Annotated in this window: 20 protein-coding genes and 1 pseudogene; 8 read left to right on the forward strand and 13 right to left on the reverse strand. The window is 72.4% G+C overall.

Features of this window, described 5'->3' with window-relative positions; all coding sequences use genetic code 11:
* The first annotated feature begins 81 nt into the window (after nucleotides 1–81).
* Complete coding sequence (locus ACIBG6_RS28375) at nucleotides 82–471, forward strand: hypothetical protein (RefSeq protein ID WP_399225492.1); 390 nt, start codon at nucleotides 82–84, stop codon at nucleotides 469–471.
* Nucleotides 472–493: 22 nt separating this feature from the next.
* Here the strand turns inward: ACIBG6_RS28375 and ACIBG6_RS28380 are convergent, their stop codons facing one another.
* Complete coding sequence (locus ACIBG6_RS28380) at nucleotides 494–1,315, reverse strand: helix-turn-helix domain-containing protein (protein ID WP_399225493.1); 822 nt, start codon at nucleotides 1,313–1,315, stop codon at nucleotides 494–496.
* Nucleotides 1,316–1,698: 383 nt separating this feature from the next.
* On the opposite strand from ACIBG6_RS28380, the gene ACIBG6_RS28385 reads away from it, so the two are divergent.
* On the forward strand, nucleotides 1,699–2,124 hold the full coding sequence (locus tag ACIBG6_RS28385) for an ML domain-containing protein (protein WP_399225494.1): 426 nt from the start codon (nucleotides 1,699–1,701) through the stop codon (nucleotides 2,122–2,124).
* Nucleotides 2,125–2,190: 66 nt separating this feature from the next.
* Here ACIBG6_RS28385 and ACIBG6_RS28390 read toward each other — a convergent pair whose 3' ends face one another.
* A complete protein-coding gene (locus ACIBG6_RS28390; protein WP_399225495.1) occupies nucleotides 2,191–2,589 on the reverse strand; it encodes a VOC family protein in 399 nt (132 codons plus the stop codon).
* Between the two features lie 118 nt (nucleotides 2,590–2,707).
* Here ACIBG6_RS28390 and ACIBG6_RS28395 point away from each other — a divergent pair.
* Nucleotides 2,708–2,998: pseudogene (locus tag ACIBG6_RS28395) on the forward strand (SRPBCC domain-containing protein); the annotation flags it as partial.
* 83 nt (nucleotides 2,999–3,081) lie between these two features.
* Here the strand turns inward: ACIBG6_RS28395 and ACIBG6_RS28400 are convergent.
* The 4 genes from ACIBG6_RS28400 to ACIBG6_RS28415 form a co-directional block, all read right to left on the reverse strand.
* On the reverse strand, nucleotides 3,082–3,375 hold the full coding sequence (locus ACIBG6_RS28400) for a hypothetical protein (protein WP_399225496.1): 294 nt from the start codon (nucleotides 3,373–3,375) through the stop codon (nucleotides 3,082–3,084).
* Between the two features lie 100 nt (nucleotides 3,376–3,475).
* Nucleotides 3,476–5,062 carry a protein kinase gene (locus ACIBG6_RS28405; RefSeq protein WP_399225497.1) on the reverse strand — a complete coding sequence of 529 codons (1,587 nt, stop codon included), beginning with the start codon at nucleotides 5,060–5,062 and terminating at the stop codon, nucleotides 3,476–3,478.
* A gap of 1 nt (nucleotide 5,063) precedes the next feature.
* A complete protein-coding gene (locus tag ACIBG6_RS28410; RefSeq protein WP_399225498.1) occupies nucleotides 5,064–5,663 on the reverse strand; it encodes a hypothetical protein in 600 nt (199 codons plus the stop codon).
* A 155-nt stretch (nucleotides 5,664–5,818) separates the two neighbouring features.
* Entirely contained in the window at nucleotides 5,819–7,933 is a 2,115-nt protein-coding gene (locus tag ACIBG6_RS28415) for an N-6 DNA methylase (RefSeq protein WP_399225775.1), read from the reverse strand.
* Nucleotides 7,934–8,200: 267 nt separating this feature from the next.
* Between ACIBG6_RS28415 and ACIBG6_RS28420 the strand changes: the two genes are divergently transcribed.
* Together ACIBG6_RS28420 and ACIBG6_RS28425 are read left to right on the forward strand one after the other, a co-directional pair.
* Complete coding sequence (locus ACIBG6_RS28420) at nucleotides 8,201–9,007, forward strand: DUF4190 domain-containing protein (protein WP_399225499.1); 807 nt, start codon at nucleotides 8,201–8,203, stop codon at nucleotides 9,005–9,007.
* A gap of 96 nt (nucleotides 9,008–9,103) precedes the next feature.
* Nucleotides 9,104–9,817: a hypothetical protein gene (locus tag ACIBG6_RS28425; RefSeq protein WP_399225500.1), complete on the forward strand. Its 714-nt coding sequence runs from the start codon at nucleotides 9,104–9,106 to the stop codon at nucleotides 9,815–9,817.
* A 7-nt stretch (nucleotides 9,818–9,824) separates the two neighbouring features.
* Here the strand turns inward: ACIBG6_RS28425 and ACIBG6_RS28430 are convergent, their stop codons facing one another.
* From ACIBG6_RS28430 to ACIBG6_RS28440, 3 genes are all read right to left on the reverse strand, one after another.
* The gene (locus ACIBG6_RS28430) at nucleotides 9,825–10,571 is read right to left on the reverse strand and encodes an N-acetyltransferase (protein ID WP_399225501.1); all 747 of its coding nucleotides are present in this window, start codon (nucleotides 10,569–10,571) and stop codon (nucleotides 9,825–9,827) included.
* Nucleotides 10,572–10,631: 60 nt separating this feature from the next.
* A complete protein-coding gene (locus ACIBG6_RS28435) occupies nucleotides 10,632–11,321 on the reverse strand; it encodes an HNH endonuclease family protein (RefSeq protein WP_399225502.1) in 690 nt (229 codons plus the stop codon).
* A gap of 255 nt (nucleotides 11,322–11,576) precedes the next feature.
* A complete protein-coding gene (locus ACIBG6_RS28440) occupies nucleotides 11,577–12,422 on the reverse strand; it encodes a hypothetical protein (RefSeq protein WP_399225776.1) in 846 nt (281 codons plus the stop codon).
* Nucleotides 12,423–12,557: 135 nt separating this feature from the next.
* On the opposite strand from ACIBG6_RS28440, the gene ACIBG6_RS28445 reads away from it, so the two are divergent.
* Nucleotides 12,558–13,136, forward strand: a complete 579-nt coding sequence (locus tag ACIBG6_RS28445; RefSeq protein WP_399225504.1) for a TetR/AcrR family transcriptional regulator — start codon at nucleotides 12,558–12,560, stop codon at nucleotides 13,134–13,136.
* 48 nt (nucleotides 13,137–13,184) lie between these two features.
* Entirely contained in the window at nucleotides 13,185–14,444 is a 1,260-nt protein-coding gene (locus ACIBG6_RS28450; protein ID WP_399225505.1) for an SGNH/GDSL hydrolase family protein, read from the forward strand.
* 24 nt (nucleotides 14,445–14,468) lie between these two features.
* Here ACIBG6_RS28450 and ACIBG6_RS28455 read toward each other — a convergent pair whose 3' ends face one another.
* The 4 genes from ACIBG6_RS28455 to ACIBG6_RS28470 all read right to left on the reverse strand — a co-directional run bounded on the left by ACIBG6_RS28455 (nucleotide 14,469) and on the right by ACIBG6_RS28470 (nucleotide 23,617).
* Nucleotides 14,469–16,457, reverse strand: coding sequence for an NACHT domain-containing protein (locus ACIBG6_RS28455; protein WP_399225506.1), 1,989 nt, complete (start codon nucleotides 16,455–16,457; stop codon nucleotides 14,469–14,471).
* 62 nt (nucleotides 16,458–16,519) lie between these two features.
* Nucleotides 16,520–20,050, reverse strand: a complete 3,531-nt coding sequence (mfd, locus tag ACIBG6_RS28460) for a transcription-repair coupling factor (protein ID WP_399225507.1) — start codon at nucleotides 20,048–20,050, stop codon at nucleotides 16,520–16,522.
* A gap of 205 nt (nucleotides 20,051–20,255) precedes the next feature.
* On the reverse strand, nucleotides 20,256–22,829 hold the full coding sequence (locus tag ACIBG6_RS28465; protein ID WP_399225508.1) for an ABC transporter permease: 2,574 nt from the start codon (nucleotides 22,827–22,829) through the stop codon (nucleotides 20,256–20,258).
* Nucleotides 22,826–23,617 (reverse strand): ABC transporter ATP-binding protein, encoded by a 792-nt coding sequence (locus ACIBG6_RS28470; protein WP_399225509.1) that lies wholly within the window; start codon nucleotides 23,615–23,617, stop codon nucleotides 22,826–22,828. Before ACIBG6_RS28470 ends, ACIBG6_RS28465 begins: the two co-directional genes overlap by 4 nt.
* A 190-nt stretch (nucleotides 23,618–23,807) precedes the next feature.
* Between ACIBG6_RS28470 and ACIBG6_RS28475 the strand changes: the two genes are divergently transcribed.
* Nucleotides 23,808–25,361 (forward strand): MFS transporter, encoded by a 1,554-nt coding sequence (locus tag ACIBG6_RS28475; protein ID WP_399225510.1) that lies wholly within the window; start codon nucleotides 23,808–23,810, stop codon nucleotides 25,359–25,361.
* Nucleotides 25,362–25,364 lie beyond the last annotated feature (3 nt).

Consider the following 25,364-nt stretch of genomic DNA (forward strand, 5'->3'; position numbering starts at 1 on the left):
CCTGCCGCCCCTTCCCCGCGTACGTGCTGACACGCCCGGCTCCCCGCTCCGGAACACCTGGACGGCTGTAGCATCCGGCGGATGATCAGTCAGGGGCGGCGGGCGGCGATAGGCGCCGTGGGCGCGGTCGGGTTCTGTTGGGGTGTGGCGGGCGCGGTTCATCTGGGGTTCGAGCGGACCGGCGGCAACGGGAGGGGCGCGAACTACTTCGGCCTGCCCGAGGGCGGTGGGTGGTACGAGTTCGGCCTGCTCGCCGGGCTCATTGTGTCGATCTACTCCGTGCCCGGGCTGCTGCGCCGCGCGGCGTGGTGGCCCTCCATGAGCCTGAGCCTGGGCGCCGGGGTGGGTGTCGTCGTCGTGCTGACGCTGGGGCAGGAGCCGAGGCACTGGGTCGCCGCCGCGCTCCTGTGCGCGGTCGGGATCGCGGCGCCGCTCGTGCAGCACTTCTGGGGACGCCACCACCCCGTGTGACGCTCGACCCGTGCCGCGCGAGTCACGCCGCATGCTCGCTGGCCAGCGCGACGCAGTCGGGGCATTGGCCCGGTTGCGGGGCGCGGAACGCCGTTTCGTCGCAGGTCACGCAGAACTGGATCGGGTGCGGGGCGGCCGCTCGCGGCCGTGCGGGGACGGGTGGCGGCAGGAGCGTGGTCAGGCGGTGGGCCAGCAGGCCCGCCGGGCGCTGGAGCGTCGCCGGGAGGGCCGCCGTCAACGTACGGATGACCGCCTCCGGGGTGGCTCCCGTGGCGAACCAGGCGTCCACGGCCGGGGCCAGTCTCTCGACGTCCCGTACGGAGAGCAGGAGTCGGGGGTCCTCGACGCGCAACCCCGCGAGCAGCTCGGCGGCCGGGCCGTGCGGGAGCCGGGCGGTCGTCCCATGGGATGCGGAGGCGGGGACGGTGGGCGCGGGAGCCGGGGCGGACACGACCTCGCCCTGCGGCTCGGGCTCCGGCCGGGTCTCGGGCTCGGGCGCCGGGGGGCCGTCAGGGTCCGGATCCAGGTCCGGGTCCGGGTCCGGGTTCTCGTTCAACAGCCGTAGCGCGGCCGGGTGGTTGTACGAGTACGTCTCCGTCACGATCCGGCCGTCCGGGAGGCGTACGCGGGTCCGCTTCAGGTACCCGGCGGCCTCCAGGTCGCGGAGGGCGGCGGCGACGCTGATCTCGCCCTCCTTGGCCTTGCTCGCCAGGCTTTTGATGTCGATGCCCGTACCGGCGGGCAGCGACTGGATGTACAGGCCCAGGCCCCTCGCCATGTACGAGAGGTGGTCGCTCTGGGCGAGGTGGTTGCCGACGACGACGTAATCCGTCGTGTGGGGCACGTTGACGTGGATGACGCCCCCGCGAGAAGCGGGCGCGCTAGGGTGCTGGGTATCCATCGGGAAGGTCTTCGCTTCCTCGTGGTCAGGCCCTCGATCGGGATTGCGAGTCCCGGCCGGGGGCCGAACTGTTTTCAGTTGGGGTCGGCGTGAGCATATGCCAGGCAACCGGCCTCGGATCCAGCCCAGTTGGCAATGTTCGCTCGTGTGGGTGACGCGCCCCCCGCAGGTGACCACCGGGGGGATGGGAAGGGTGGGGTTTGGTAATTGCCCAGGTACTTAAGGGATGTCCCGAGCCACCGAACCGCGACCTCCCACGACCCGGCCGTCCCCGAACCACTCAAGCCATCCGCACGCTGAGCGATGACACCGGTACCCTCCGCGACATGACCAGTTGGAGCTACGTAGACACGGGCCTGGACACAGACCCGCTGTACATCGACACCGTCACCGTCACCCCGGACCCGCCGAAGCCGGGCCAGGAGGCGAAGCTGACCATCAAGGGGACCGTCCAGGAGGCGATCGAGGACGGCGCCTGGTTCGACGTCACCGTGAAGCTGGGCCTCGTCAAGCTGCTGCAGAAGCGGTTCGACCTCTTCCAGGAGCTGCGCGACGGCTCCCCCACCGAGGGGTGGAGCGCGAGCCCCGACCCGGCCGGCGGGCCGATCAAGCCAGGCGACCTGGAGCTGACCTTTACGATGCAACTTCCCCGGGAAACCCCGCCGGCCAAGTTCCACATGGCCGTCCGTGGCTACACCGCCGCCGAAGAGGATCTGGCCGCCCTCGACCTCAAGTTCGACTTCACGCGCTGACCACGACACGAAGGCGCCGGGTCGCGGAATCCCGCGACCCGGCCCCTTCGGCGTATCCGCTGCCCGCTACGGCCGCGCGTACGGCACGGTCATGATCTCCATGTTGTGGCCGTCCGGGTCGTCGAAGTACGCGCCCCGGCCGCCGAAGAGGCCGTTCACCTTGCCCGGTTCGGTGTGCCCGGGGTCGGCGTAGTACGTCACGCCGGCCGATTCCAGACGGTCGATCATCGCGTCGAAGCGCTCCTCGGGGACGAGGAAGGCGTAGTGCTGCGGCTGGACCGGCCCCTCCCTCCACTCGTAGTAGTCGAGGGTCACGCCGTTGGAGAGGTCGACGGGGAGGAACGGGCCGAAGGGGGCGCCGACCTCCAGACCGAGGATGTCTGCGAGGAAATGGGCGGAGAGGGAACGGTCGGAGGAGTAGACGGCTGTGTGGTTCAGCTGGATCGCGTCAGAAGGATGGGACATCCGGCCGACGGTAGTCGCGGCCGGCGAGCAGGCCAAGGGAGATATGCGGGGACACACGGTTTTCGGCCACGCTTGACGATATGCGGGTAACTACCTCGACGGGTCGGGCGCCGTCGACGTCGTCGGCAAGGTGATCGCGGCCGAGCCGCCGAACCGTCTGGTCATCACCTTCGACGACTCGCTCGACACGGAGAAGCCGGGAGGGCCCTCGGTGGTGACCTTCCTCGCCGAGCCGCACGAGGACATCGTCCGGCTCACCGTGACCCACGAGAACCTTCCCGACAAGGAGATGCTCGACGGGATCTCGCTCGGCTGGCCGGCCGTGCTCTCCAACCTCAAGTCGCTGCTGGAGACCGGCGAGGTCCTGCCGCAGGCGCCGTGGGACATGTTCCCCGCCGCCCACGCCTGACCGGGCCGATACGCGCGAGAAGGGCCGGGACCCCTTGGGGTTCCGGCCCTTCTCGGTACGGCAGTCTGCGGCGCGTCCGCGTGTTACTTCGCGGCGACCTCTTCGAGGCAGAGCACGAACTTGATCGTCTCCAGCTGCTGCGCGAGGGCCGAGAGGTCCTCGCCGCACTTGTTCACGTCGAAGGTGTCCTCGACGACCTTGAACGTGTCGGCCTTGCCGGCGCCGCAGTCGACCGTGTCGACCTTCGGGTCGTTGTCGGGACCGGTCACCGTGACGCACTCGCCGGCCTCGGCGTGCACCGGGGCCTCGCCCGTGAGGTACGGGACGCCGAACTTCTGGGCGCGGACATGATCAGACGCGAACGTTGCATGCGCCAAAACGCGCAAGAAGGATCTGGAAGATCCACTTCCAGATCAGATGCCGAGTCGTGATTCTGGCGTGCCGTCAGAGGCCTGACCGTTACTCGCCGACGGTCCGTCAGGAGCCGGGCCCCAGCTGCCGCTGACGGTCCAGCGCCCTTCGCAAGTCCACCGGAAGCGGGTGATACGGGCCGTACGCGCGCTCCGTGTCGAACAACAGCCGCTGGAGCTCCGCCTGTCCGGCCGCGTGCTCGCCTGTCGCCAGGTGGAGCAGGCCCAGGCGGTGCCTGATGTCGAAGGCCCGCGCCGGGTCGGCGCTCTGCTCCCAGAACGGCAGGACCGCGCGGAACTCCGCGAGCGCGGCGGCCGTCTCGCCCAACTGCTCCAGGCACACCGCCGCGTCGTACCGGAACTGGAGCGTCTGCGGGTCCGCCGGGCCCGCCTCCGCCGCACGGTCCTCCGCGAGCCGGCGCAGCTCCGGCAGCGCGCGCCGGTACTGGCCGTCGTCCATCAGCGTCGACGCGTACTGCTTGCGCAGGATGCGGACGACCGGCGAACGCTCGCCGTGCTCGGCCGCGGCGGCGGGCAGGATGCCGCCGAGGATGTCCACGGCCTGCGTCAGCGAGCCCTCCCCGAGCAGCCGCTTGACCTCGTCGACGGCCGCGGCGACATCCGGCTTGGCGGGCGGCGGCGTCACGTACGTCCGGGGGTCGACCGGCTGCGGCGGAGACGTCGGCTGCGCGGGTACGGGCGCCCGTACGGGTACGGGCGGCGGGGCCGTGACCGGCGTCGCGCTCCGGTCCGGCCACGGCGCGTGCGGGCGCAGGAACGGGCGGGTCGGGTCCATCGGGCCCGCCGGGGCGCCGCGCGCGGGCAGCAGCGGGAGGAGGTGCTCGTACACCTCCTGCGCGCCAGACGGCCGGTCGCGCGGGTCCTTCGCGAGGAGGCGCAGCACGAGCGCTTCGAGCACCTCGGGGACCTCGGGGCGGAGTTGCCGGATCGGGCGCGGCGGCTCGTACAGGTGCCGGTGCAGCACGCCGAGCGCGGTCGAACCGGAGAACGGCACGTCCCCGCTGAGGAGTTCGTGGAGGACGACGCCGAGCGCGTACACGTCGGTGTACGGGCCGACGGCGCCGCCCATGGCCTGCTCGGGCGCCATGTACGCCGGGCTGCCGATGGGCGAACCGGTGTGGGTGAGCCGGGTGGTGTCAGAGTCGAGGACGGAGGCGACGCCCAGGTCGAGGACGGTGATGGTGCCGTCCGGGCGGACCATCACGTTCCGCGGCTTGAGGTCGCGGTGCACGATCGGCACCGCGTGGACGGCGGCGAGGACCGCGCACAGCTGCGCGGCGACGCAGACGGCCCACTCCCAGGGGTACGGGTCGTTCTCGGCCAGGTGGTCGGCGAGGTCCGCGCCCTCCACGTACTGCATGACGAGGTACAGGTCCTCGCCGTCGCTGCCCGCGTCGTGCACGGTCACCAGGCCCGGGTGGTCGACCTGCGCCGTGACCCGGCACTCGCGCACGAAACGGCGGCGCAGCTCGTCGGCGGCGGTCGCGGGCCCGGCGATGCCGGCGGGGTGCAGCAGCTTCACGGCGACACGGCGGTCGAGCCGCCCGTCGTACGCCGTCCAGACCTGGCCCATGCCGCCCTGGCCGATGACGGTGGCGAGCTCGTAACGCCCGCCGATGACGCGTCCGTTCACGTCACTTGCCGTCTTCCCGGTCGGTCCCTCGCAGCAGATCGCTCAGCTCGTCCAGTTCGGCGCGGACCTGGTCGATGCGGGGCGCGGTGGGCGACTGGTGGGGCTGGACGGGCTGTGCCGGGGGCGGCGGGGCGCAGATGTACGGGGCGGGGGCGCCGCTCGGCGTCGTCGTGACGGCGGAGCCGTCCGGCCCGTACGCGTACCCGAGCGGCCGGAACGGGGGCGGCACGGCAGCCGGCAGTGCGCGGCGGCGGTCGTAGTGCCGGATCTCCCCGACCAGGTAGTAGGCGACGGAACCGGCCCCCAGGGCCAGGATCGTGCCGACCCCGATGACCGCCTCCAGGTCGGAGGACTCCTTGTCGCCCGTGACGCCCATGTACACGAAGAGCGCGGTGGCCACGAGGAAGGCCAGACCGAAGAACACCCAGTCCCGGACCTTCTGCGTCAGGATCGCCAGACGCAGCATCGGCGCCCAGGCCAGGAAGCCGCAACTGAGCAGCGGGAGCGCGACGAAGAGGACGCGCAGCGCGATCACGCCACCGGAGGCGGGGCCGGGCGGCGACTGCGGCGACGGCCGCGGGGCCTGCGGGGGGCCGTACATCGGCTGCTGCTCCTGCTCGAACGGATCGGATCGGGTCGAGGACGAGCGTATACACCGTCGCCGACAACGGTTCCGGGTTGTCCAGAACCGTTGTCGAACAGATCAGAGCGCGACGGTGACCGCGACGAGCCGGATCAGACCCGCGACGGTCCCGATCAGGGCGCGACCGTGCCGTCCGCCAGGCCGTCGTACAGGCCCTGGACGAGCTGTTCGCCGAGCCGGGAGGCCTGCCGCAGGGTCTCCTCGAACTCCGCGAGGGCGCGGAACCGCTCGCCGTACCGGCGCTGTTCGGCCAGGGGCAGGCGGGGCAGCTGGAGGCGGCGCACGTCAAGCCGGGTCGCGGTGGACGCGTAGCTGCTGGCCTGCCGGGTGTTGGCGGTGGCCCGGAGGAATCCGGCCAGGAACCACGGGTCGAGGGTCGCCGGGTCGGGGCGGAGGAGTTGGAGGTTGCGGCCGAGGGCGGCGCCCTCGGCGGGGGCGCCGACGACGCGGACGGCCGCGCCGCCGCCGAGGACCGGGACGACGACGTCGCCGACGGCGAGGAGGACCGGGTCCTCGGGCGGGCCGTCGGGGAGCGTGCCGGTGGGCGGCTGGGCGGCGAGGACGTCGTGGTCGGTGAGGACCGCGACGGGGGCGCCGGCGGGGGCCGTGCCCGCGCCGCCCGCGTACAGCTCCAAGGCGCCGGCACGCGCGAGTTCGCCGACGGTGGTCGTGCCGGTCGTGGCCGTGAGCCGGCCCGCCGCGCCGCCGCCCGCCGTGGCGGGGTCGGTCACGGGCGGCGGGGTCAGCTCGCGGGTCCGGTGCAGGGTCGCGGCGAGCCGCTCGCGGACCAGGGCCAGTTGGGTCACGCCCTCGGCGGCCGCCGGGGGCGGGAGGTGGCGGGCGGGGGCGAGGTCGACGTCGTCGTCGAGGAGCTCGATGACGGGGACGGCGCGGCTCTCGCCGGGGGTCGCGGTGACGGTCCCGTCCCGGTCGAAGGCCGTCCAGGCGTCCAGTACGGCCGAGTGGACGGCCGGCCAGTCGAGCCGGTCCCTGCTGTCCCTGCCGTCCCTGCCCTGGCCGTCCCGACCCTGGCCGGTGTGCTCGGACGCGGTGTCGACGAGGAGCAGTTCGGCGGCGGGGCGCTCGCCCGCGACGGGCTTGCGCAGGACCCAGAGGTGGAGCGGGATGCCGTACGGGGGCGCGGCGCCGGCCGGGAGGGCGACGACGGCACGGAGGGCGCCCCGGCGGAGCAGTTCGGCGCGGATCCGGCGGCCGGAGCGGCGGGAGGCGGCGGCCGGCGGCATGAGGAGGACGGCGGTGCCGCCGGGGCGGAGGCGGGCCAGGGCGTGCTGCACCCAGGCGAGCTCGGACTCCGTACGGGCCGGGAAGCCGTACTCCCAGCGCGGGTCGTAGGCCAGTTCGTCATGGCCCCAGTTGCGTTCGTTGAACGGCGGGTGGCAGAGGACGGCGTCGGCGGCGAGCGCCGGGAACGCGTCGGCGCGGAGGCTGTCGCCGGAGCGGACGCGGATGTCGGCGTCGGTGGAGAGCGCCAGGCGGAGGGCGGTGAGCGCGGCAAGGTCGTGGTCGGCGTCCTGGCCGCAGACGGCGCCGGGCCATTCGACCGCGCTGAGCAGGCCGCCGGTGCCGGAGGCGGGGTCGAGGACGGTGAGCGGGGTGCCGGTGCCGTGGGGGGCGGGGGGCTCCGTGCGGCCGGTCGCGAGGGCGGCCATCAGGGAGGCGGGGCCGGGCGGGGTCATCGTGTACTGCCGGGGGTTGGCGTCGAGGTGACGGCCGAGCAGGAACTCGAAGGCCGGACGGACTCCGCCCGTCTCCGCCGCGAGCTCGGCGACCCCGCGCAGGAGGGGGACGGAGGCGGACAGCGCGGCGGCGGTGGGGGTGAGGACGGGCCGCTCGGGGCCGAGGCGCTCGGTGAGCGTCTCCTCCAGGGCGACGGGGAGCACGCCCGTGAGCCGCTCGTCCGGGAGCGCGGCGAGCGCCGGCCAGGCCGCCGACCTGTCCCGTACGAGAAGGAGGGCGCAGCCCGCGTGGACGAGGGCGGTGACGGCGCCGGCGGGGTGGCCGGCGATCTGCTGCCAGACGCGCTCGCGCAGCGGGACCTCGGCCAGCTTGCCCTGGTCGCGGAGCCACCGCTCGACCTCGGCGAGCGAGAAGGACGGGCTGGTCTCCGTACCGCCCACGGGCTTGGGGAAGTCGGGGTGGCGGCGGCGCCAGTTGCTGACGGCGGCCCGGCCGACCCCCGCGAGCCGGGCGATCCCGGCGGCGGTCACCTCCGCGGAGCCCGCGCCTGTCGCGCCCGCGTCTCCTGCGCTCTCCTCTGGCACCTGACTCATCTCCCTGACTCGCCCGCGTCCACGTCCGCGTCCATGTCCATGTCCACGTCCTCGTGTGACATCGATCTTACTGCTGCACGCACGCGGCACCACTTCACAGCGTGAGCAGACTTCATTTCCGTGAACCGTGTTGACTCGGTTCACAAGCTCTGCTGTGATTGACCCATCGCTTCAGACAGCTTCTCTGTCCGGGAGGACACACTCATGTCGTACGACACCCAGGTCCCGCCGGCCGCCCCGCGGCAGGCCATGCGCAACGGCCTCGGCACCGCAGCCCTGATCCTCGGCATCATCGGCGCGGTCTCCGGTCTGATCCCGCTGCTCTTCTGGCTGGCCGGCACGCTCGGCGTCATCGCCCTGATCCTGGGCCTCGTCGGCAAGGGCCGCGTGAAGCGCGGAGAGGCGAACAACAAGGGTGTGACGCTCACCGGCGCGATCCTCGGCCTCGTGTCCCTGATCCTCGCGACGGTCGGCCTGATCATCACGGTCACGGCGGTCAGCGACGCGGTGGACGAGATCGACAAGACCATCAAGGACGCGGCGCCGCAGGACCCGACGAAGGCCGGGGACTCGTCGGGCGACGCCGGGACGTCGGACAAGGGGACGGCGGACAAGGGGAAGGGCCTGGCGGACGGCGACTCGTCGGTCTACGACGACAAGCTGAAGATCACGGTCTCGGACCCGAAGGCGTACACCGCGAGCGAGTACGCGGTGGGCCACACCAAGGGCAACAAGGCCTACCAGGTCACCGTCGTCGTCGAGAACGGCGGCACGAAGAAGTTCGACGCGGTCGGCGTGCTGCTGAGCGCACGGGCTGGTGCGGAGGGTGTCGAGGCGGAGCAGATCTTCGACGAGAAGGTCGGCGCGGGCTTCCAGGGCTCTGTCCTGCCCGGCAAGAAGGCCACCCTCACGGTCGCCTTCGACGCCCCGAAGGCCGCCAAGACCCTGACCGTCGAGGTCAACCCCGGCTTCGACTACAACCCCTCGCAGTGGGAGCTGAAGCTCGGCTGACCGGGCCCAGCCCATCACCACGCACCACGCACCACCAGGACCGGGGGCCCCACGGGGCCCCTTCCCCCGTTCTCCCCCTTCGGAGAGACTGCCACGATGCACGCCTTACTCCGCCGCCCCGTCACCGCCGTCTTCCTCTGCGCGGCCTTCACCCTCTCCGCCAGCGCCTGCGGCCGGTACGTCGGCGACCTGACCAAGCCCGAGATCCTCGGCGAGGCGATCGAGGCGACGGAGTCGGCGGAGTCCGTGACCGTGCGCTCCGACGGGTTCTCGTTGGCGGTGCCGGTGAAGAGCCGCACCTCCCGCGACGGCCGGGGGAACTGCACCGCGACGCTGACCTACGGCGCGTCGGACACGGTCGACGTCATCACGGTCGACAAGGACGTGTACGTGCGCAGCAGCGAGACGCGCCTGCGCAGGGAGGAGAGGGACCGGAGCCCGGAAGACCTGGAGGTCCTGATCGAGAAGCTCACGGGCCGCTGGACGAAGTCGCCCGCCGACGGCCCCGACGCCCCGGAGGAACTGGCGCTCTGCAGCCGGGTGGGATTCGACGCCGGTCTGGAGAACGGGTGGGACGACGACTCCGCGAAGGGTGACCCGACCACCGTCGACGGGCGGAAGGCGCGGAAGCTGGTGAAGGCGGGCGGCGAAAGCGAGACGGCCGTCTACATCGCCGCGGAGGGCCCGCCGTACATCCTGAAGATCGTCACGAGGGGCGGCGACGTGCCGGGGACGACCACCTACTCGGACTACGGCAGGCCGGTCGAGGCGAAGGCCCCGCCGGCCGAGGACGTCGTCGTGGTGGACTGATCCGCCGTCAGAGGGTGTGGCGCACCCACACGTTGGGCTCGACGTAGACCGCGTAGCCGCGCGAGGCCTCGCAGTGCACCGGGACGAGGGCCTTGTCGACCTCGACCGGGCCGTCCGTGTCGAACGGCAGGCCGGTCCACTTGCGCCACTGCTCGACGGAGCCGCCGATCGTCATCGACGCCGGGGCCACCGCCTCGACGACACCGCCCGCGCGGACGTGGACGCGCAGCCACGGGTCGACGGGCAGGCCGTCGGACTCGCGGGTGCGGAAGGCGTACTCGTGGATGGAGGACTCGTGCTCCAGGTGCTTGCCGTTGGGGCGGACCGGGGCGACGAGCTCCGAGAAGCCGAGCCGCTTCACGTTCTCCCGCATGGCGGCGAGCATCCGGTGCGAGACGCCGTTGCCCAGGGCGCTCGTGTCGACCGTGATCTCGATCGCGCTGACGGTGTCCGCCTCACGGCCGGCCCGCAGGTCCGAGAAGGCCCAGAGCAGCACCTCGTCCCAGCCCCGGGGCGGCAGTTCGCGGCGGCCGTCGACGTCCATCCGGAAGGGGACGCTGAAGCCGCGGGCGACGACCTTGCCCTCGTCGTTCGTGGCGACGAGGACGTACTCCGGCAGCTCGCGCACGATCCGGCCGATGTTCGCCCAGCCGACCGGGTCGTACATCATGAACTCGGGCCAGAGGTCGAGCATGCTCCACATCGGCCCTTCCAGCTCGGGACGGGCGGCGAGGGTCGATATGTTCAGGTCCATGCGTGCAGGATAAAGATGATCTTCGGGGAGAGGAAGCGATTTTCCCGAGAGGCAAGCCCGCTACGGGAGCTTCTGCTGCGGGCAGCCCTTGAGGACCCGCTTCATGGCGTCCCGCTCGGCGCCGGTCACCCACACCCCGTACTTCCTCTTCACGGCGACCTGCCGGGCCACGTACGTGCAGCGGTACGCCTTGTTCGGCGGGAGCCAGGTCGCGGCGTCGCCGTCGGACTTGCGCCGGTTCGTCGACGCGTCGACGGCGAGGAGGTTGAGCGGGTCGTTGGCGAAGCGGCGGCGGGTGTCCTCGCCCCACTTCCCCGCACCCTTCTGCCAGGCGTCGGAGAGCGCCACGACGTGGTCGATGTCGACCTTGCTGCGGCCCCGGACGTACGCGACGGTGGTCCCGGTGTACGGGTCGTCGGTGAGGGTGCCGGAGGCGACCTTGCAGCGGCCGTCCGTGAGGCGGACGCCGCTCAGGTCGCGCCGGAGTATGTCGTCGCGGGTGCCGCAGCCGTTGCCGTCGACGTCCGCCCAGGCCCGGCCGAACTTCTCCCGCTCGTAACCCGTCTTCGGCGCCCGGCCCTTGACGGTGAGCGTGTCCACGGCGGCGAGCGCGGACCCGCGCGCGGCCGGCTTGCCGCCCGAGCCGCCCTCGGCGGAAGGGGTGTCGGAGCCGGGCGTGCAGGCGGTGGCCGCCACCAGGGCGGCGGCGGCGAGCGCGGTCGCGGTCAGGGTATTTCGATTCGTCAGCACCCTGGAATCCTAGGCGCCCCGGAATCTCACACTTGGGCCGATACGGGCACTTCGTCCTCCGCGGCCGGAGGGTAGCGTTCCGTCCTTCCGATACGCATCCTCACACCTGGTCGGCCGCGAGGCCGGGGGTGACCTCTACGCGTACAAGGGCGACGGCACCGGCGGCTACGCCCCGCGCGTGAAGGCCGGTTCGAGATTCCCGGCGGGGGAACTGCTCTTCTGACCTTCCGAGATCCGTCCCGTGACGCTCCGGTCTCACACCTTGCCGATGCCCAGTGTGTTCTCGGCGGGCAGCAGGCCGGAGCCGATCGCGGACAGCCAGGGGCCGCCGAGCAGTTCGGCGAGCCGGGCCGTGCCGTCCGGACCGAGGGCTGCCCAGGGGGCGGCGGCGAGTACGTCCGTACGCAGCTCGACCTGGGCGCGCAGCGCACGGCCTTCCTCGGTGACGGTCCCGTCCGCGCCCAGGACACCGCGGGCGGCGAGGCGCTCACGCGCGGACGCCCACTCCGCCGCACTCCAGCCGCGGCTCTCGAAGACGGCCTCGGGGGCGGCGCCGATCGCCGCGAAGGAGACGAGCGCCTCGACCGGGTCGAGCCCGGCGACGAGGAGCGCGGCGAGGTGCCCGTCGCCGCGGTGCTCGCGCAGGATCGTCGCGGCCTGCCAGAGGACGAGGTGCGGGGCCTCGGGCCAGGGCAGGGCGGCGTTGGCGGCGGCGAGGGGGCGCCCCTCGGTCCCGGCCGCCTCGGCGGCGCGGCGGGCGAGGGCGGCGGCCTCGGCGAGCTCGGCGCTCTTGACGGTGTCCTCGCCGAGGACGGAACGGTAGGTGCGGTCGACGGCCCGGAGGCGGGCGCCGAGGACGTCGGCGGGGGTCGGGGCCTCCTGGGCGCCGCCCCCGGGGACGTACCGGGCGACCATCTCGGGGCTGAAGCTGTAGAACGCCGAGGTCACCCGGGCCGGGCCGGGCGCGCCGAGCGGGGCGGAACGCCACGCGAAGTAGGAGGGCCAGCGCTCGGCGGTGTCGTAGCCGAGGGCGGCGGCCTCGTCGAAGGCCTCGGGGGCGTAGTAGAGCAGGGCGTGCAGGGGTTCGAGCAGGTGCCACATCTGACGTACACGTCCGGTGTCCACGGCGGTCTCCCTCGCGATCGGCTCACTCAACCACTCATCGTCTTGTCACTGACAAGATTGCACCCGACCTCGGGAACTTGTCAATGACTAGATAGCGGCTAGGCTGCTGCCATGACGAGCCGGAAGACCTACCACCACGGCGACCTGCGGCAGTCCGTCCTCGCCGCCGCCCTCGACGTGATCGCCGCCGACGGCCCCGGGGCACTGAGCCTGCGCGACCTCGCCCGCCGCGCCGGCGTCTCCCACGCCGCCCCCGCCCACCACTTCAAGGACCGCACCGGACTCCTCACGGCGATCGCCGCCGAGGGGTACGACCTCCTGGCCGCGGCCCTCGCCGGGACGCCCGAGCTGCGCGAACGCGGCGTGCGGTACGTGCGGTTCGCGACGGAACACCCCGCCCACTTCCAGATCATGTTCCAGCCGGACCTGCTCCGCGCCGACGACCCGGAGCTCCTCGCCGCCAAGGAACGCGCCTCCGCCGAACTCCGCGCGGGCGTCGCCGGGCTGCCGGACGTCCCCGACGCCCGCGCGGCGGGCATCGCCGCCTGGTCGCTCGCCCACGGCTTCGCGACCCTGCTCCTCACGCGGAACGTCGACGCGGCACTGGGCGGCCAGGACCCCGAGGAATACTTCCGCTCCCTGACCGGCCTGCTCTTCACCGGCCAACTCCCCACGGAGGACCGGAAGTAGTTCCCGCCGGCCGGGAATACCCCGCGCCAGCCATTAATTGACGCAAGCATGCAAACGACGAACACCCTCCGCCGCGCCGCCATAGCCCTCCTCACCACCGCCGCCCTCGGCATGGCCCCCGCCGCGCTCGCCGACACCGGCCACCACGGCCCCTCCTGGCGCGCCGCCTGGGCCGCGTCCCCGCAGTCGCCGACCGCGCCCCTCACCCCCAACTGGTCGCAGCAGGGCTTCGACAACCACACCGTCCGCCAGGTCGTCCGGGTCACCACCGGCGGCAACCGGGCCCGGATCGAGCTGACGAACCGCTACGGCTCCACTCCCCTGCGGATCGCCGGCGCGACCGTCGCCCGCACGGCGGAGGGCGGCGCCGTACGCCCCGGCTCCGTACGCCAACTCCGCTTCGACGGGCGGGCGTCCGTGACGATCCCGGCCGGCGGCACGCTCCTCAGCGACACCGCGAACCTCCCCGTCGAGGCGTTCGAATCCCTGACCGTCACGCTCTACCTCGCGGAGAAGACCGGCCCCGCGACCTTCCACCACTTCTCCTCGGCCACCAGCTACCGCGCCGACGGCGACCACCGCGGCGACCTGAGCGGCGCGGCCTTCCAGGAGACCAGCGCGTCCTGGTACTTCCTCTCCGGCGTCGAGGTCACCGGCGGCCGGGACACCGCCCGCCGCAACGGCGTCGTGACCTTCGGCGACTCCATCACCGACGGCGTCGGCTCCACGGTCGACGCCGACGGCCGCTACCCCGACGCGCTGGCGGAACGCCTCGCCGAGTCCGGGCGTCCGCGCGCCGTCGTCAACCACGGAATAGCCGGCAACCAGGTCGTCAACGACACCACCTGGGCGGGCGAGAAGGGCCTCAAGCGCTTCCGGCAGGACGTGCTGGCGGAGCCCGGCGTCCGGACCGTGATCGTCTTCGAAGGCATCAACGACATCGGCGGCAGCACGGTGACCTTCCCCGCCGCGCCCACCCCCGACGTCTCCGCCGCACAGCTGATCGCGGGCCACCGCACCCTGATCCGCGAGGCCCACGCGAAGGGCCTCAAGGTCATCGGAGCGACCCTCACCCCGGTCAAGGGCTCCTTCTACGACACCCCGGCGAACGAGGCCAAGCGCGACGCCGTCAACGACTGGATCCGCACGTCCGGCGCGTACGACGCGGTCGTCGACTTCGACCGCGCGGTCGCGGACCCGACGGACCCGGACCGCATCCTCCCGGCGTACGACTCGGGCGACGGCCTCCACCCGAACGACGCGGGCTACGAGGCGATGGCCCAGGCCGTCGACCTGAACGAGCTGTAGTCCCCGGTGGTGCGGCGCCCCGCCCTACGGCTCGGGGTGCCGCACCAGCCACTCCTGGAACTCCCGGTGCCGGAACTGATAGGCGACACCGGAGGTCCGCATGAGCCCGGCGGAGACGGACCAGTCGAGGAAACGGGCGAGGCGGAGGGGGAGGCGGGGGCGGTGCACGAGGAGGGCGCAGTAGTACAGGTGCCAGGGGCCCGCGATCACCATGTGCATCAGCCAGAAGGTCGCGGGCACCAGGAGGAGGACGGACACCCTCAGCTCAGGCTCGAGCCATGCCGAACCCGGCAGGATCAAGCCGGTCGACACCACCGCCAGTGCCGTGGCCACCCCCATGCGCGTCCAACCGGACGGCCCGAACGCCGTCAGGTCGCTGTCGTGCAGCGCGATCATGCAACCGAGCGTGCCCAGGAAGCCCGCGGCCGCCAACGCCAAGTGCGGCAGCCCCAGCCCTCCCCAGCCCCGCGGCGCGACCAGCACCCAGAGGATCGCCAGGAAGATCAGCCCCACAACGAGGAACGGCCGCCGGTCGGCACGCAGCGACACACTCAGACCGACCCGCCACATCGGGCTGCCGAGAGGCGGCACCGAGAACCTCTTCAGGCCCAGCACGCGCGACGCGCGGCCGACGACATGCGCTCCCGCCAGGCCGAGCAGGACCACGACCATCAGCGACAAGGTCAAGTCGCCGCCGAACACCGACCAGCCCGGAACCAGCGAGGCACCCGCCACCGCCGCCCACCAGAGGCAGAACGCCAGATAGAGCGCCTTCACCCTCCTCGGGTTCAGCCGCCCGGCGAGTTGCTCCAGCACCAGATCCGTCTCGGTGCCGTGGCTCGTCACCATCCCCCGCGCCAGGGCCGCCAGCCGGCGATGGATCTGCTCCGGCGCGTAACGCCCTGACCCCACCGCCGTGTTCACCGTCGAGGCTCCGATGAACCGGGCCAGGAGACGGTCCGCCACCTCTCCCTCCGAGGTGGCCGTGAGCAGCTCCGCCGGATCACCGTCCCGGTCGAAAGCCACCGCTGCCAGTGTCAGGCGCCACGGTGTGGCCAGCGACCTGGCCAGCGTCCCGGACGGATGGTCGCGGAGGTCGTCGAGGAGCGGCTGCCAGCGCGCCGGGCGGCGGGCCCCGCGCAGGGCGAGGAAGTCACGGGCCTGCTCCGGAGTCACCGGGGCGAGCTCCAGCCGGGCCGCGTCGAGGATGTGGCTGCCCGCCGCCTCCAGGGCGTCGTACTCCCGGGACCGGCAGGTGAGGACCAGGGGCGCCGGATCGGTGCCGTCCTGGTAGCCGCCGAGCGCGTCCAGGGCCCGGGCCGCCCTCGAGTCCTCCGGGTCGGCGCCCGTGGCGTCCATCTCGTCCAGACCGTCGAGGACCGGGAGGACCATACGGGCGGCGACGACCCGGCGGGCGGACGCGGGCGGCAGGCCGTAGTCGCGCTGGAGGTGCCGGATCAGCCAGTCGCGGAAGGGTTCGCCCGCATCCCAGTCGGCCAGGGCGATCAGCACCGGCACGGGCTCGTCCTCGCCCCGCACCTCGATCAGCTTCATCACGAACTTCCGCGCCAGGACCGTCTTCCCGGCCCCCGGCTCCCCCGTGATCACCATCCGGCGGGGCCGCAGGTCACGATAGTCCTCGACCACCCGCTCAAGCCGCCCGGCGGGCGACGCCGGGAGCGCGGCGGCCCGGGCACTGGCGTACGGGCGAAAGGCGAACGTGACGTCGATGGCCTTGAGGTCACCGCCCAGGGAACTGGTCCACTGGGGTTCGCCGATGGACTTGACCGCCCTGGCGAGCCGCGCGACCGCTGCCGCCGAGTCCTCCTCCGGTCGCCGCCACAACGTCGCGAGCACCGCGACACCGCCGAGTACCGCGCAGACCATCGCGATCAGGTCCGTCCGCTCCGACAGCTCCATCGGGCCGGTCGCGTCCTCGCCGTCCAGGGCCCACAGGACACCCGCCACCACCAGGGCGAGCACCCCCGCCCCCAGCAGCCACCCGCGTGCCATCCAGCCCCCTCGTCCCCCGTCCGGCATGGGGACATCCTGCCGGACGGGAGACGGTCACCGCGTCACGAGCCCAGGATCGTCGTGAGGAACTCGCCCGTCCACGCGAGCAGTTCGCGCCCCACCACCGGCTTCCCGCCGATCTTGCCCGACGTCGGGCGCGGCACCAGGATCTGGTGGACCGCCGGCTTGATGACCGTGCGCGGGTACAGGCGCTTCAGGCGCAGCTCCTGCGACTCCCTCAACTCCACCGGCGCGAAGCGGATGTTCGGGCCCTGGAGGACGATCTCGCCGACGCCGCACGCGCGCGCCAGCATCCGCAGGCCCGCCACCAGGAGCAGGTTCTCCACCGGCTCCGGCAACTTGCCGTACCGGTCGGTGAGTTCCTCGCGTACGGCCCGGATGTCCTCCTCCGAGTTCGCGGAGGCGATCGAGCGGTACGCCTGGAGGCGCAGCCGCTCCCCCGGCGCGTAGTCGTGCGGCATGTGGGCGTCGACCGGAAGCTCGATCTTGACCTCCAGCGGCGCCTCCTCCTCCACGCCGCCCTCCATCTGCGCCCGGTAGTCCGCGACCGCCTCGCCGACCATGCGGACGTACAGGTCGAAGCCGACGCCCGCGATGTGGCCGGACTGCTCGCCGCCCAGCAGGTTGCCCGCGCCGCGGATCTCCAGGTCCTTCATCGCCACGTACATGCCCGCGCCCATCTCGGTGTGCTGGGCGATCGTCGCGAGCCGCTCGTGCGCGGTCTCCGTCAGCGGCTTCTCCGGCGGGTACAGGAAGTAGGCGTAGCCGCGCTCGCGGCCACGGCCGACGCGGCCGCGCAGCTGGTGGAGCTGCGAGAGGCCGAAGTTGTCGCCGCGCTCCACGATGAGGGTGTTCGCGTTGGAGATGTCGATGCCGGACTCGACGATCGTCGTCGAGACGAGCACGTCGAACTTCTTCTCCCAGAAGTCGACGACGACCTGCTCGAGCGCCGATTCCGACATCTGGCCGTGGGCGGTCGCGATCCGCGCCTCCGGCACGATCTCGCGCAGCCGCGCCGCCGCCCGGTCGATCGAGTCGACCCGGTTGTGGATGTAGAAGACCTGGCCCTCGCGCAGGAGTTCACGCCGGATCGCCGCGCCGATCTGCTTCTCCTCGTACGGGCCGACGAAGGTGAGGACCGGGTGCCGCTCCTCCGGCGGGGTGGTGATGGTCGACATCTCGCGGATGCCGGTGACCGCCATCTCCAGGGTTCGCGGGATCGGGGTGGCCGACATCGTCAGGACGTCGACGTTGGCGCGGAGCTTCTTCAGCTGCTCCTTGTGCTCGACGCCGAAGCGCTGCTCCTCGTCGACGATGACCAGGCCCAGGTCCTTGAACTTCGTCTCGGAGGAGAAGAGGCGGTGGGTGCCGATGACGACGTCGACCGAGCCCTCCCGCAGGCCTTCCAGGGTCGCCTTCGACTCGGTGTCGCTCTGGAAGCGGGACAGCGCCCGCACCTTCACCGGGAACTGCGAGTAGCGCTCGCTGAACGTGCCGAAGTGCTGTTGCACGAGGAGCGTGGTCGGGACGAGGACGGCGACCTGCTTGCCGTCCTGGACCGCCTTGAAGGCGGCCCGTACCGCGATCTCCGTCTTGCCGTAGCCGACGTCGCCGCAGATCAGCCGGTCCATGGGGACCGTCTTCTCCATGTCCTCCTTCACCTCGGCGATCGTGGACAGCTGGTCGGGGGTCTCCGCGTACGGGAAGGCGTCCTCCAGCTCGCGCTGCCACGGGGTGTCCGTGCCGAAGGCGTGCCCGGGGGCCGCCATCCGCGCCGAGTACAGCTTGATCAGGTCGGCGGCGATCTCCTTGACGGCCTTCTTCGCTCGCGCCTTCGTCTTCGTCCAGTCCGCGCCGCCGAGCCGGTGCAGGGTCGGGGCCTCGCCGCCGACGTACTTGGTGACCTGCTCCAGCTGGTCCGTCGGGATGTACAGCCGGTCGCCGGGCTGGCCGCGCTTGGCGGGGGCGTACTCGACGAGGAGGTACTCGCGGGTCGCGCCCTGCACGGTCCGCTGGACCATCTCCACGTACCGGCCGACGCCGTGCTGCTCGTGCACGATGTAGTCGCCGACCTCCAGGGTCAGCGGGTCGATCGTCTTGCGGCGCTTGGCCGGCATCCGCTGGCCGTCCTTGCCGGCCGCCTTCTGGCCGGACAGGTCGGTCTCGGTGAGGACGGCGAGCTTGAGCGCCGGGTCGACGAAGCCGAAGTCGATGGAGCCGGTCGACACGTGCACGACGGACGGGGAGATCTCCGCGAGGTCCGCGTCGAGGCGGGCGGCGATGCCCTCGCCGCCGAGGACCTCGACCGTGCGGGTCGCGGGGCCGTGGGCCTCCGTCACGTACACCGTCCGCCAGCCGTCGGCCAGCCAGCCCTTGGTGTCGGCGAGCGCCCGGGCGGTGTCCCCGCGGTACGACTCCGGGGCGCGCATGCCGAGGAGCAGGGTGTCGCCCGACAGGACCTCGTCCGCCGCGAACGGCGCCACCGACCACCAGGCGATGTCCAGCTCGCGCGCCCGGTCCCGGACGTCCGCGATCCCCCACAGGGAGGCCGCGCCGACGTCGATCGGGGCCTCGCCGCCGCCGGCGGTCGCCGCCCACGACGCCTGGAGGAACTCCTGCGACGTCGCCACCAGGTCCGAGGCCCGGGTCCTGACCCGCTCCGGGTCGCAGACCACGGCCATGGCGCCCTTCGGCAGCACGTCGAGCAGCAGCTCCATGTCGTCGACGAGGACCGGGGCCAGCGACTCCATGCCCTCGACCGCGATGCCCTCCGCGATCTTGTTGAGGAGCTCGCCCAGCTCGGGGTGGGCCTCGGCCAGCGCCCTGGCCCGCTCGCGTACGGAGTCGGTGAGGAGCAGCTCGCGGCAGGGCGGCGCCCACAGACCGTGCTCGGCGACTTCGAGGGAGCGCTGGTCCGCCACCTTGAAGTAGCGGATCTCCTCGACGTCGTCGCCCCAGAACTCGATGCGGAGCGGGTGCTCCTCGGTGGGCGGGAAGACGTCCAGGATGCCGCCGCGGACGGCGAACTCGCCGCGCTTCTCGACGAGCTCGACCCGGGAGTACGCGGCGGCCGCCAGGCCCTCGACGATCTCGTTCAGGTCCGCGCTCTGGCCGCTGCGCAGCGCCACCGGCTCCAGGTCGCCGAGGCCCTTGACCTGCGGCTGGAGCACGGAGCGGATCGGCGCGACGACCACGCTGACGGGGCCGGCGGCCGGGTCGTCGTCGCGCGGGTGCGCGAGGCGGCGCAGCACGGCGAGGCGGCGGCCGACGGTGTCGGAGCGGGGCGAGAGCCGCTCGTGCGGCAGGGTCTCCCAGGAGGGGTACTCGGCGACCGTGTCCGGGTCGAGGAGCGAGCGGAGTGCGGCGGCCAGGTCCTCGGCCTCCCGCCCGGTCGCCGTGACGGCCAGCACCGGGCGCCCCGAGTCGCGGGCGAGCGCGGCGACGGCGAACGGCCGCGCGGCGGCGGGCCCGACCAGGTCGACGTGCGGGCGGTTCCCGTCGGCGGCGGCCTTCACCGCCTCGGCGAGGGCCGCGTCCTTGACGACTACATCAAGCAGGCCGTGCAGGCTCATGGAGCTTTCCATCCCGGGTTCGGAGTACGGGGCGCGGTGGCGCGGGGCGGACAACGCGAACAGCCCGACACGTCGAACGGGCCGGGGTGCCCAGCGTACGACGGGGCGACGACAGTCGCTTCCGAAACACCGGGAGGCGACGCGGTGCGGCCCCGGCGTCCACCCCTTTCGGGGGTCCGCCGGGGCCGCTCGGATGCACGTACCGCTACTCGCTCGCGATGGCGTTCAGGACGTTCATCCGGCCGGCCCGGAAGGCCGGGACGAGGGCCGCGAAGAGGCCCACGAAGGCCGAGCCGACGAACACGGTGAGGATCGTCGGCCAGGGGATCTCCAGGACGCCGAGGCCCTCCAGGGCGAGCAGCTTCTGGGCGGCCGTGCCCCAGCCCATGCCCAGGCCGAGGCCCAGGAGGGCGCCGAAGAGGGCGATGACCACGGACTCCAGGCGGATCATGCGGCGCAGCTGGCGGCGGGAGAGGCCGATGGCCCGCATGAGGCCGATCTCGCGGGTCCGCTCGACCACGGAGAGGGCCAGGGTGTTCACGACACCGAGGATCGCCACGACGATCGCGAGGGCGAGGAGCCCGTACACGATGTTGAGGAGCTGGCCGACCTGGCTCTTGAGGTCCTCCTTGTAGTCGGCCTGGTTGCTGGCCTTGTACTGGGGGTAGGGCGCGAGGGCCTTCTTGACCGCCTCGTACGCCTGGGTCTCCTGGCCGTCCTTCGCGCTGGCGAGGAGGAGCAGGCTGTGCGGCATCCGGTCGACCGGGACGTACCGGGCGAGGGTGGTGACGTTGGTGTACATCGCGCCGTTGTCGACGGTGCCGGTGTCCACGGTGATCGCCGCGACCTTGAGCTTCGCCTTCTCGCCGCCCTTGAAGGCGACGGTCAGGACGTCGCCGACCTTCACGCCGTGCTCGGTGGCGTACTCGCTGCCGACGGACATCGCGTCCGTGCCGTAGGCGTCGGCGAGCGTGCCGGAGCTGATCTCCCGCCGGAGGTCCTGCACGTACGTCGGGTCGGTGGCGGCCAGGTCGGCCGTCTTGGTCCGGCCGCGCGGGTCGGTGATGGTGGCGACGGCCCACTTGTACTCGGTGACGTGGTCGAGGCCCGGGACCTTCTCCAGGGCGGCCTGTGCCTGCGGCACGATCGGCTGGCCGGTGCCGGACTGGACGATGAAGTCGGCGCCGACGGAGCGGTCCAGCTCGTCGGTGGCCGAGGCGACCATCGAGGAGCCGACCACCGAGAGGCAGGCGACCAGCGCGAGGCCGATCATCAGGGCGGCGCCGGTGGCGCCGGTGCGGCGCGGGTTGCGCAGGGCGTTGCGCTCGGCCATGCGGCCGACCGGGCCGAAGACCCGCAGGACGACGACGCCGAGGGCGCGGACCACACCGCCCGCGAGGAGCGGGCCGATGACGATGAAGCCGAGGAGGGAGAGGACGACTCCGAGGCCGAGCCAGAGGGAGCCGGGGCCGGCTTCGTCGGCGCGGGTCGCGGCCCACAGGGCGGCGGCGCCGGCGGCGGTCAGGGCGAGGCCGAGGCCGCCCCGGACGCGTCCGGCCCTGCCGTCGGCCGGGGTGCCGGCGTCGCGGAGGGCGGCCATCGGGGAGACCTTGCCCGCCCGGCGGGCCGGGATGTAGGCGGCGAGGACGGTGACGACGATGCCGAGGGCGAGGCCGACGGCGGGGGTCGTCCACGCCACGGTGAGGTCGCGGGTGGAGAGCTCCATGCCCATGGAGGACATGAGCTTCATGAGGCCGACGGCGAGCCCGACGCCGGCCGCGACGCCGGCGACCGAGCCGACGATGCCGAGGAGCAGGGCCTCGACGAGGACGGAGCGGTTGATCTGCTTGCGGCTCGATCCGATGGCCCGCATGAGGCCGATCTCGCGGGTGCGCTGGGCGACCAGCATGGAGAAGGTGTTGACGATGAGGAAGATGCCGACGAGGAAGGCGATCCCGGCGAAGCCGAGCATCGCGTACTTCATGACGTCGAGGAATCCGGCGACGTCCTCGCGGCCCGCGTCGGCGGCCTCGGCCGCCGTCTGGAGCTTGTAGCCGTCGCCGACGGCGGCGGCGATGTCCGCCTTGAGGGCGTCGTCGCTGACGCCGGGCTTCGCGTCGGCCTGGACCTGTGTGAACAGGCCTTCCTTGCCGAGGAGTTCGCGCTGGGCGGTGGCGGTGTCGTAGTAGACGAGGGTGGCGCCGGGGTTGGTGACCTTGAAGTCGACGATGCCGGAGATCCTCGCGGTGAAGTCGCCGTCGACGGCGATCGTCCGCAGCTCGTCGCCGAGCTTCAGGCCGTGCTTCTCGGCGGTGGCGCCGTCGACGACCACGTCGGTGGGGCCGCGCGGCTCGTGGCCGGAGACGAGCTCCACCGAACGGAGCTCGTTGGGGCTCCAGTTGAGGGCGATGGTCGGGGCGCCGCTGGTGGGCCCGACGTTCTTGTTCCCGGCGTCGACGACGGTGACGCTGGTGGAGGCGATCCCGCCCTGCGCGGCCTGGACGCCCTCCGCCTTCCTGACCTGCTCGACGAGCGAGGCGGGGAGGGACTCGGGGCGGCCGGACTGCGGGGTCTCGTCGTTCGCCGCCGCACCCTTCGGGCTGACGGTGACGTCGGAGGCGGTCGACGCGAAGAGCTTGTCGAACGTCGTGTTCATCGTGTCGGTGAAGACGAGCGTCCCCGAGACGAACGCGACGGAGAGGAGGACGGCGACGGCGGAGAGCGCCATGCGTCCCTTGTGCGCGAGGAAGTTGCGCAGCGACGTCTTGAGGACGGTCATGACGTCCGCCCGCGCGCGTCGAAGTCCTTCATGCGGTCGAGGACGGCGTCGGCGGTGGGCCGCTCCATCTCGTCCACGATCCGCCCGTCGGCGAGGTAGAGGACCCGGTCGGCGTAGGAGGCGGCGACCGGGTCGTGGGTGACCATGACGATCGTCTGCCCCAGCTCGTCGACGGACTGCCGCAGGAAGCCGAGGACCTCGGCGCCGGCCCGGGAGTCCAGGTTTCCGGTCGGCTCGTCGCCGAAGATGATCTCGGGCCGGGCGGCGAGCGCGCGGGCCACGGCGACACGCTGCTGCTGGCCGCCGGAGAGTTGGTTGGGGCGGTGCTTGAGGCGGTCGGAGAGTCCGACGGTGTCGACGACCCGGCGCAGCCACTCGGCGTCCGGCTTGCGCCCTGCGATGTCCATCGGGAGCGTGATGTTCTCGATGGCGCTCAGCGTCGGCAGCAGGTTGAACGCCTGGAAGATGAAGCCGATCCGGTCCCGGCGCAGTTGCGTGAGCTTCTTGTCCTTGAGCCCGGTGATCTCGGTCTCGTCGAGGAAGATCTCGCCGCTGGTGACGGTGTCGAGCCCGGCGAGGCAGTGCATCAGGGTCGACTTGCCGGAGCCGGAGGGCCCCATGATCGCGGTGAAGGCGCCGCGGGCGATGTCCACGTCGACGGCATCCAGCGCGACGACCCGGGTCTCCCCGGTGCCGTACGCCTTGACGACCTGACGCGCCCGCGCGGCGACGGCCGTAGTACGCCCTCCAGTACCCCCGTGCCTGGGGATGGTCACAGCCGAAGTCACGGTCTTCTCCTAGAGCAGTGGGTGGGTTTGTAAGTTCAAGTTAAGAAGCAAGAACCGGCCATCTCCTCCTCCGCCGGGACGAACGACCCCTGGCCCGTATGGGGGAGAGCCCCCTAGGGGTTCCTCCACCCGTAGTCCTGGTGAGACCCTGACGGCGAACATTTAGGTGTACGAAGAAAGGAATCTTGCGGTGACCGAGCCGTCCACGACACCGGCGGAAGCAGGCGGGCCCGGGACACCGCCCACCACCGCACCCCCCACCCCCGGCACGGCCGCACGCCGAGGCCCCGTCGTGGCCGCGCTCATGCTCGGCATGGGGCTCGCCGCCATCGACGGCACGATCGTCTCCACCGCCGTCCCCCAGATCGTCGGCGACCTCGGCGGACTCGCCGTCTTCTCCTGGCTGTTCTCCGGCTACCTGCTCGCCGTGACCGTGACCCTGCCGGTGTACGGGAAGCTCAGCGACACCTTCGGCCGCAAGCCCGTCCTCATCGCCGGGATCGTCCTCTTCCTCATCGGCTCCCTGCTCTGCGCCGCCGCCTGGAGCATGGCCTCGCTCATCGCGTTCCGCGTCGTCCAGGGCCTCGGCGGCGGCGCACTCCAGGGCACGGTCCAGACGATCGCCGCCGACCTGTACCCGCTCAAGGAACGCCCCAAGATCCAGGCGCGGCTCTCCTCCGTCTGGGCCGCGTCCTCGGTCGCGGGCCCGGCGGTGGGCGGACTGCTCGCCGGCTACGCCGACTGGCGCTGGATCTTCCTCATCAACCTGCCGATAGGCCTGGTGGCGCTCTGGCTGGTCACCCGCCACCTGATCGAACCGCAGCGCACCACACCCCGCGAGAAGACCCGGATCGACTGGGCCGGCGCACTCGCCGTCTTCGCCACCGGCGCCGTGCTCATCACCGCGCTCGTCCAGGGCGGCGTCGCCTGGCCCTGGCTCTCCGCCCCGTCCCTCGGCCTGCTCGGCGGGGCCGCCGCCCTCGGCGCCCTCACCGTCGTCATCGAACGGCGCGCGGCCGAACCGATCATCCCGGGCTGGGTCTGGCGCCGCCGCACGATAGCCGCCGTGAACCTGTCGCTGGGCGCCCTGGGCCTCCTGATGGTCGCCCCGACGGTCTTCCTCCCGACGTACGCGCAGTCCGTCCTCGGCCTCGGACCCATAGCCGCCGGCTTCGTCCTCTCGTCCTGGACCCTGAGCTGGCCCGTCACGGCGGCGCTCTCCAACCGCGTCTACAACCGCATCGGCTTCCGCGCCACGGCGATCCTCGGCATCTCGGGCGCGCTCCTCCTACTGCTGGCCTTCCCGTTCCTGCCGTTCCCCGGCGAACCATGGCAGCCCGCGCTCCTGATGCTGCTCCTGGGCGGCACCCTGGGCCTCTTCCAACTCCCCCTGATCGTCGGCGTCCAGTCGACAGTCCCGTACGAGGAAAGGGGCACGACGACCGCCTCCGTCCTCTTCTGCCGCCAGATCGGCCAGACCGTGGGCGCGGCCCTCTTCGGCGCGGTCGCCAACGGCGTCCTGGCGGCCCGCCTGGGCGGCGGCACCGACCTGGACACCCTGGCCCGCGCACTGGACGCCCCCGCGTCCCTCACGGCCGAGACCATGGACCACCTGCGCCGGGCGGTCGACGCGGCGGTCGACTACGTCTACCTGGGCGCGGCGGGCGCGGCGGCCCTCGCACTCCTGGCCCTCCTCACCCTGGCACCGCGCCGCTTCCCGGTCCTGGAGGAGACGAACGACTAGGAC

Origin of the sequence: Streptomyces sp. NPDC050842, from assembly GCF_044456565.1 — a bacterium.
In the GTDB taxonomy this organism is placed as follows: Bacteria; Actinomycetota; Actinomycetes; order Streptomycetales; family Streptomycetaceae; genus Streptomyces.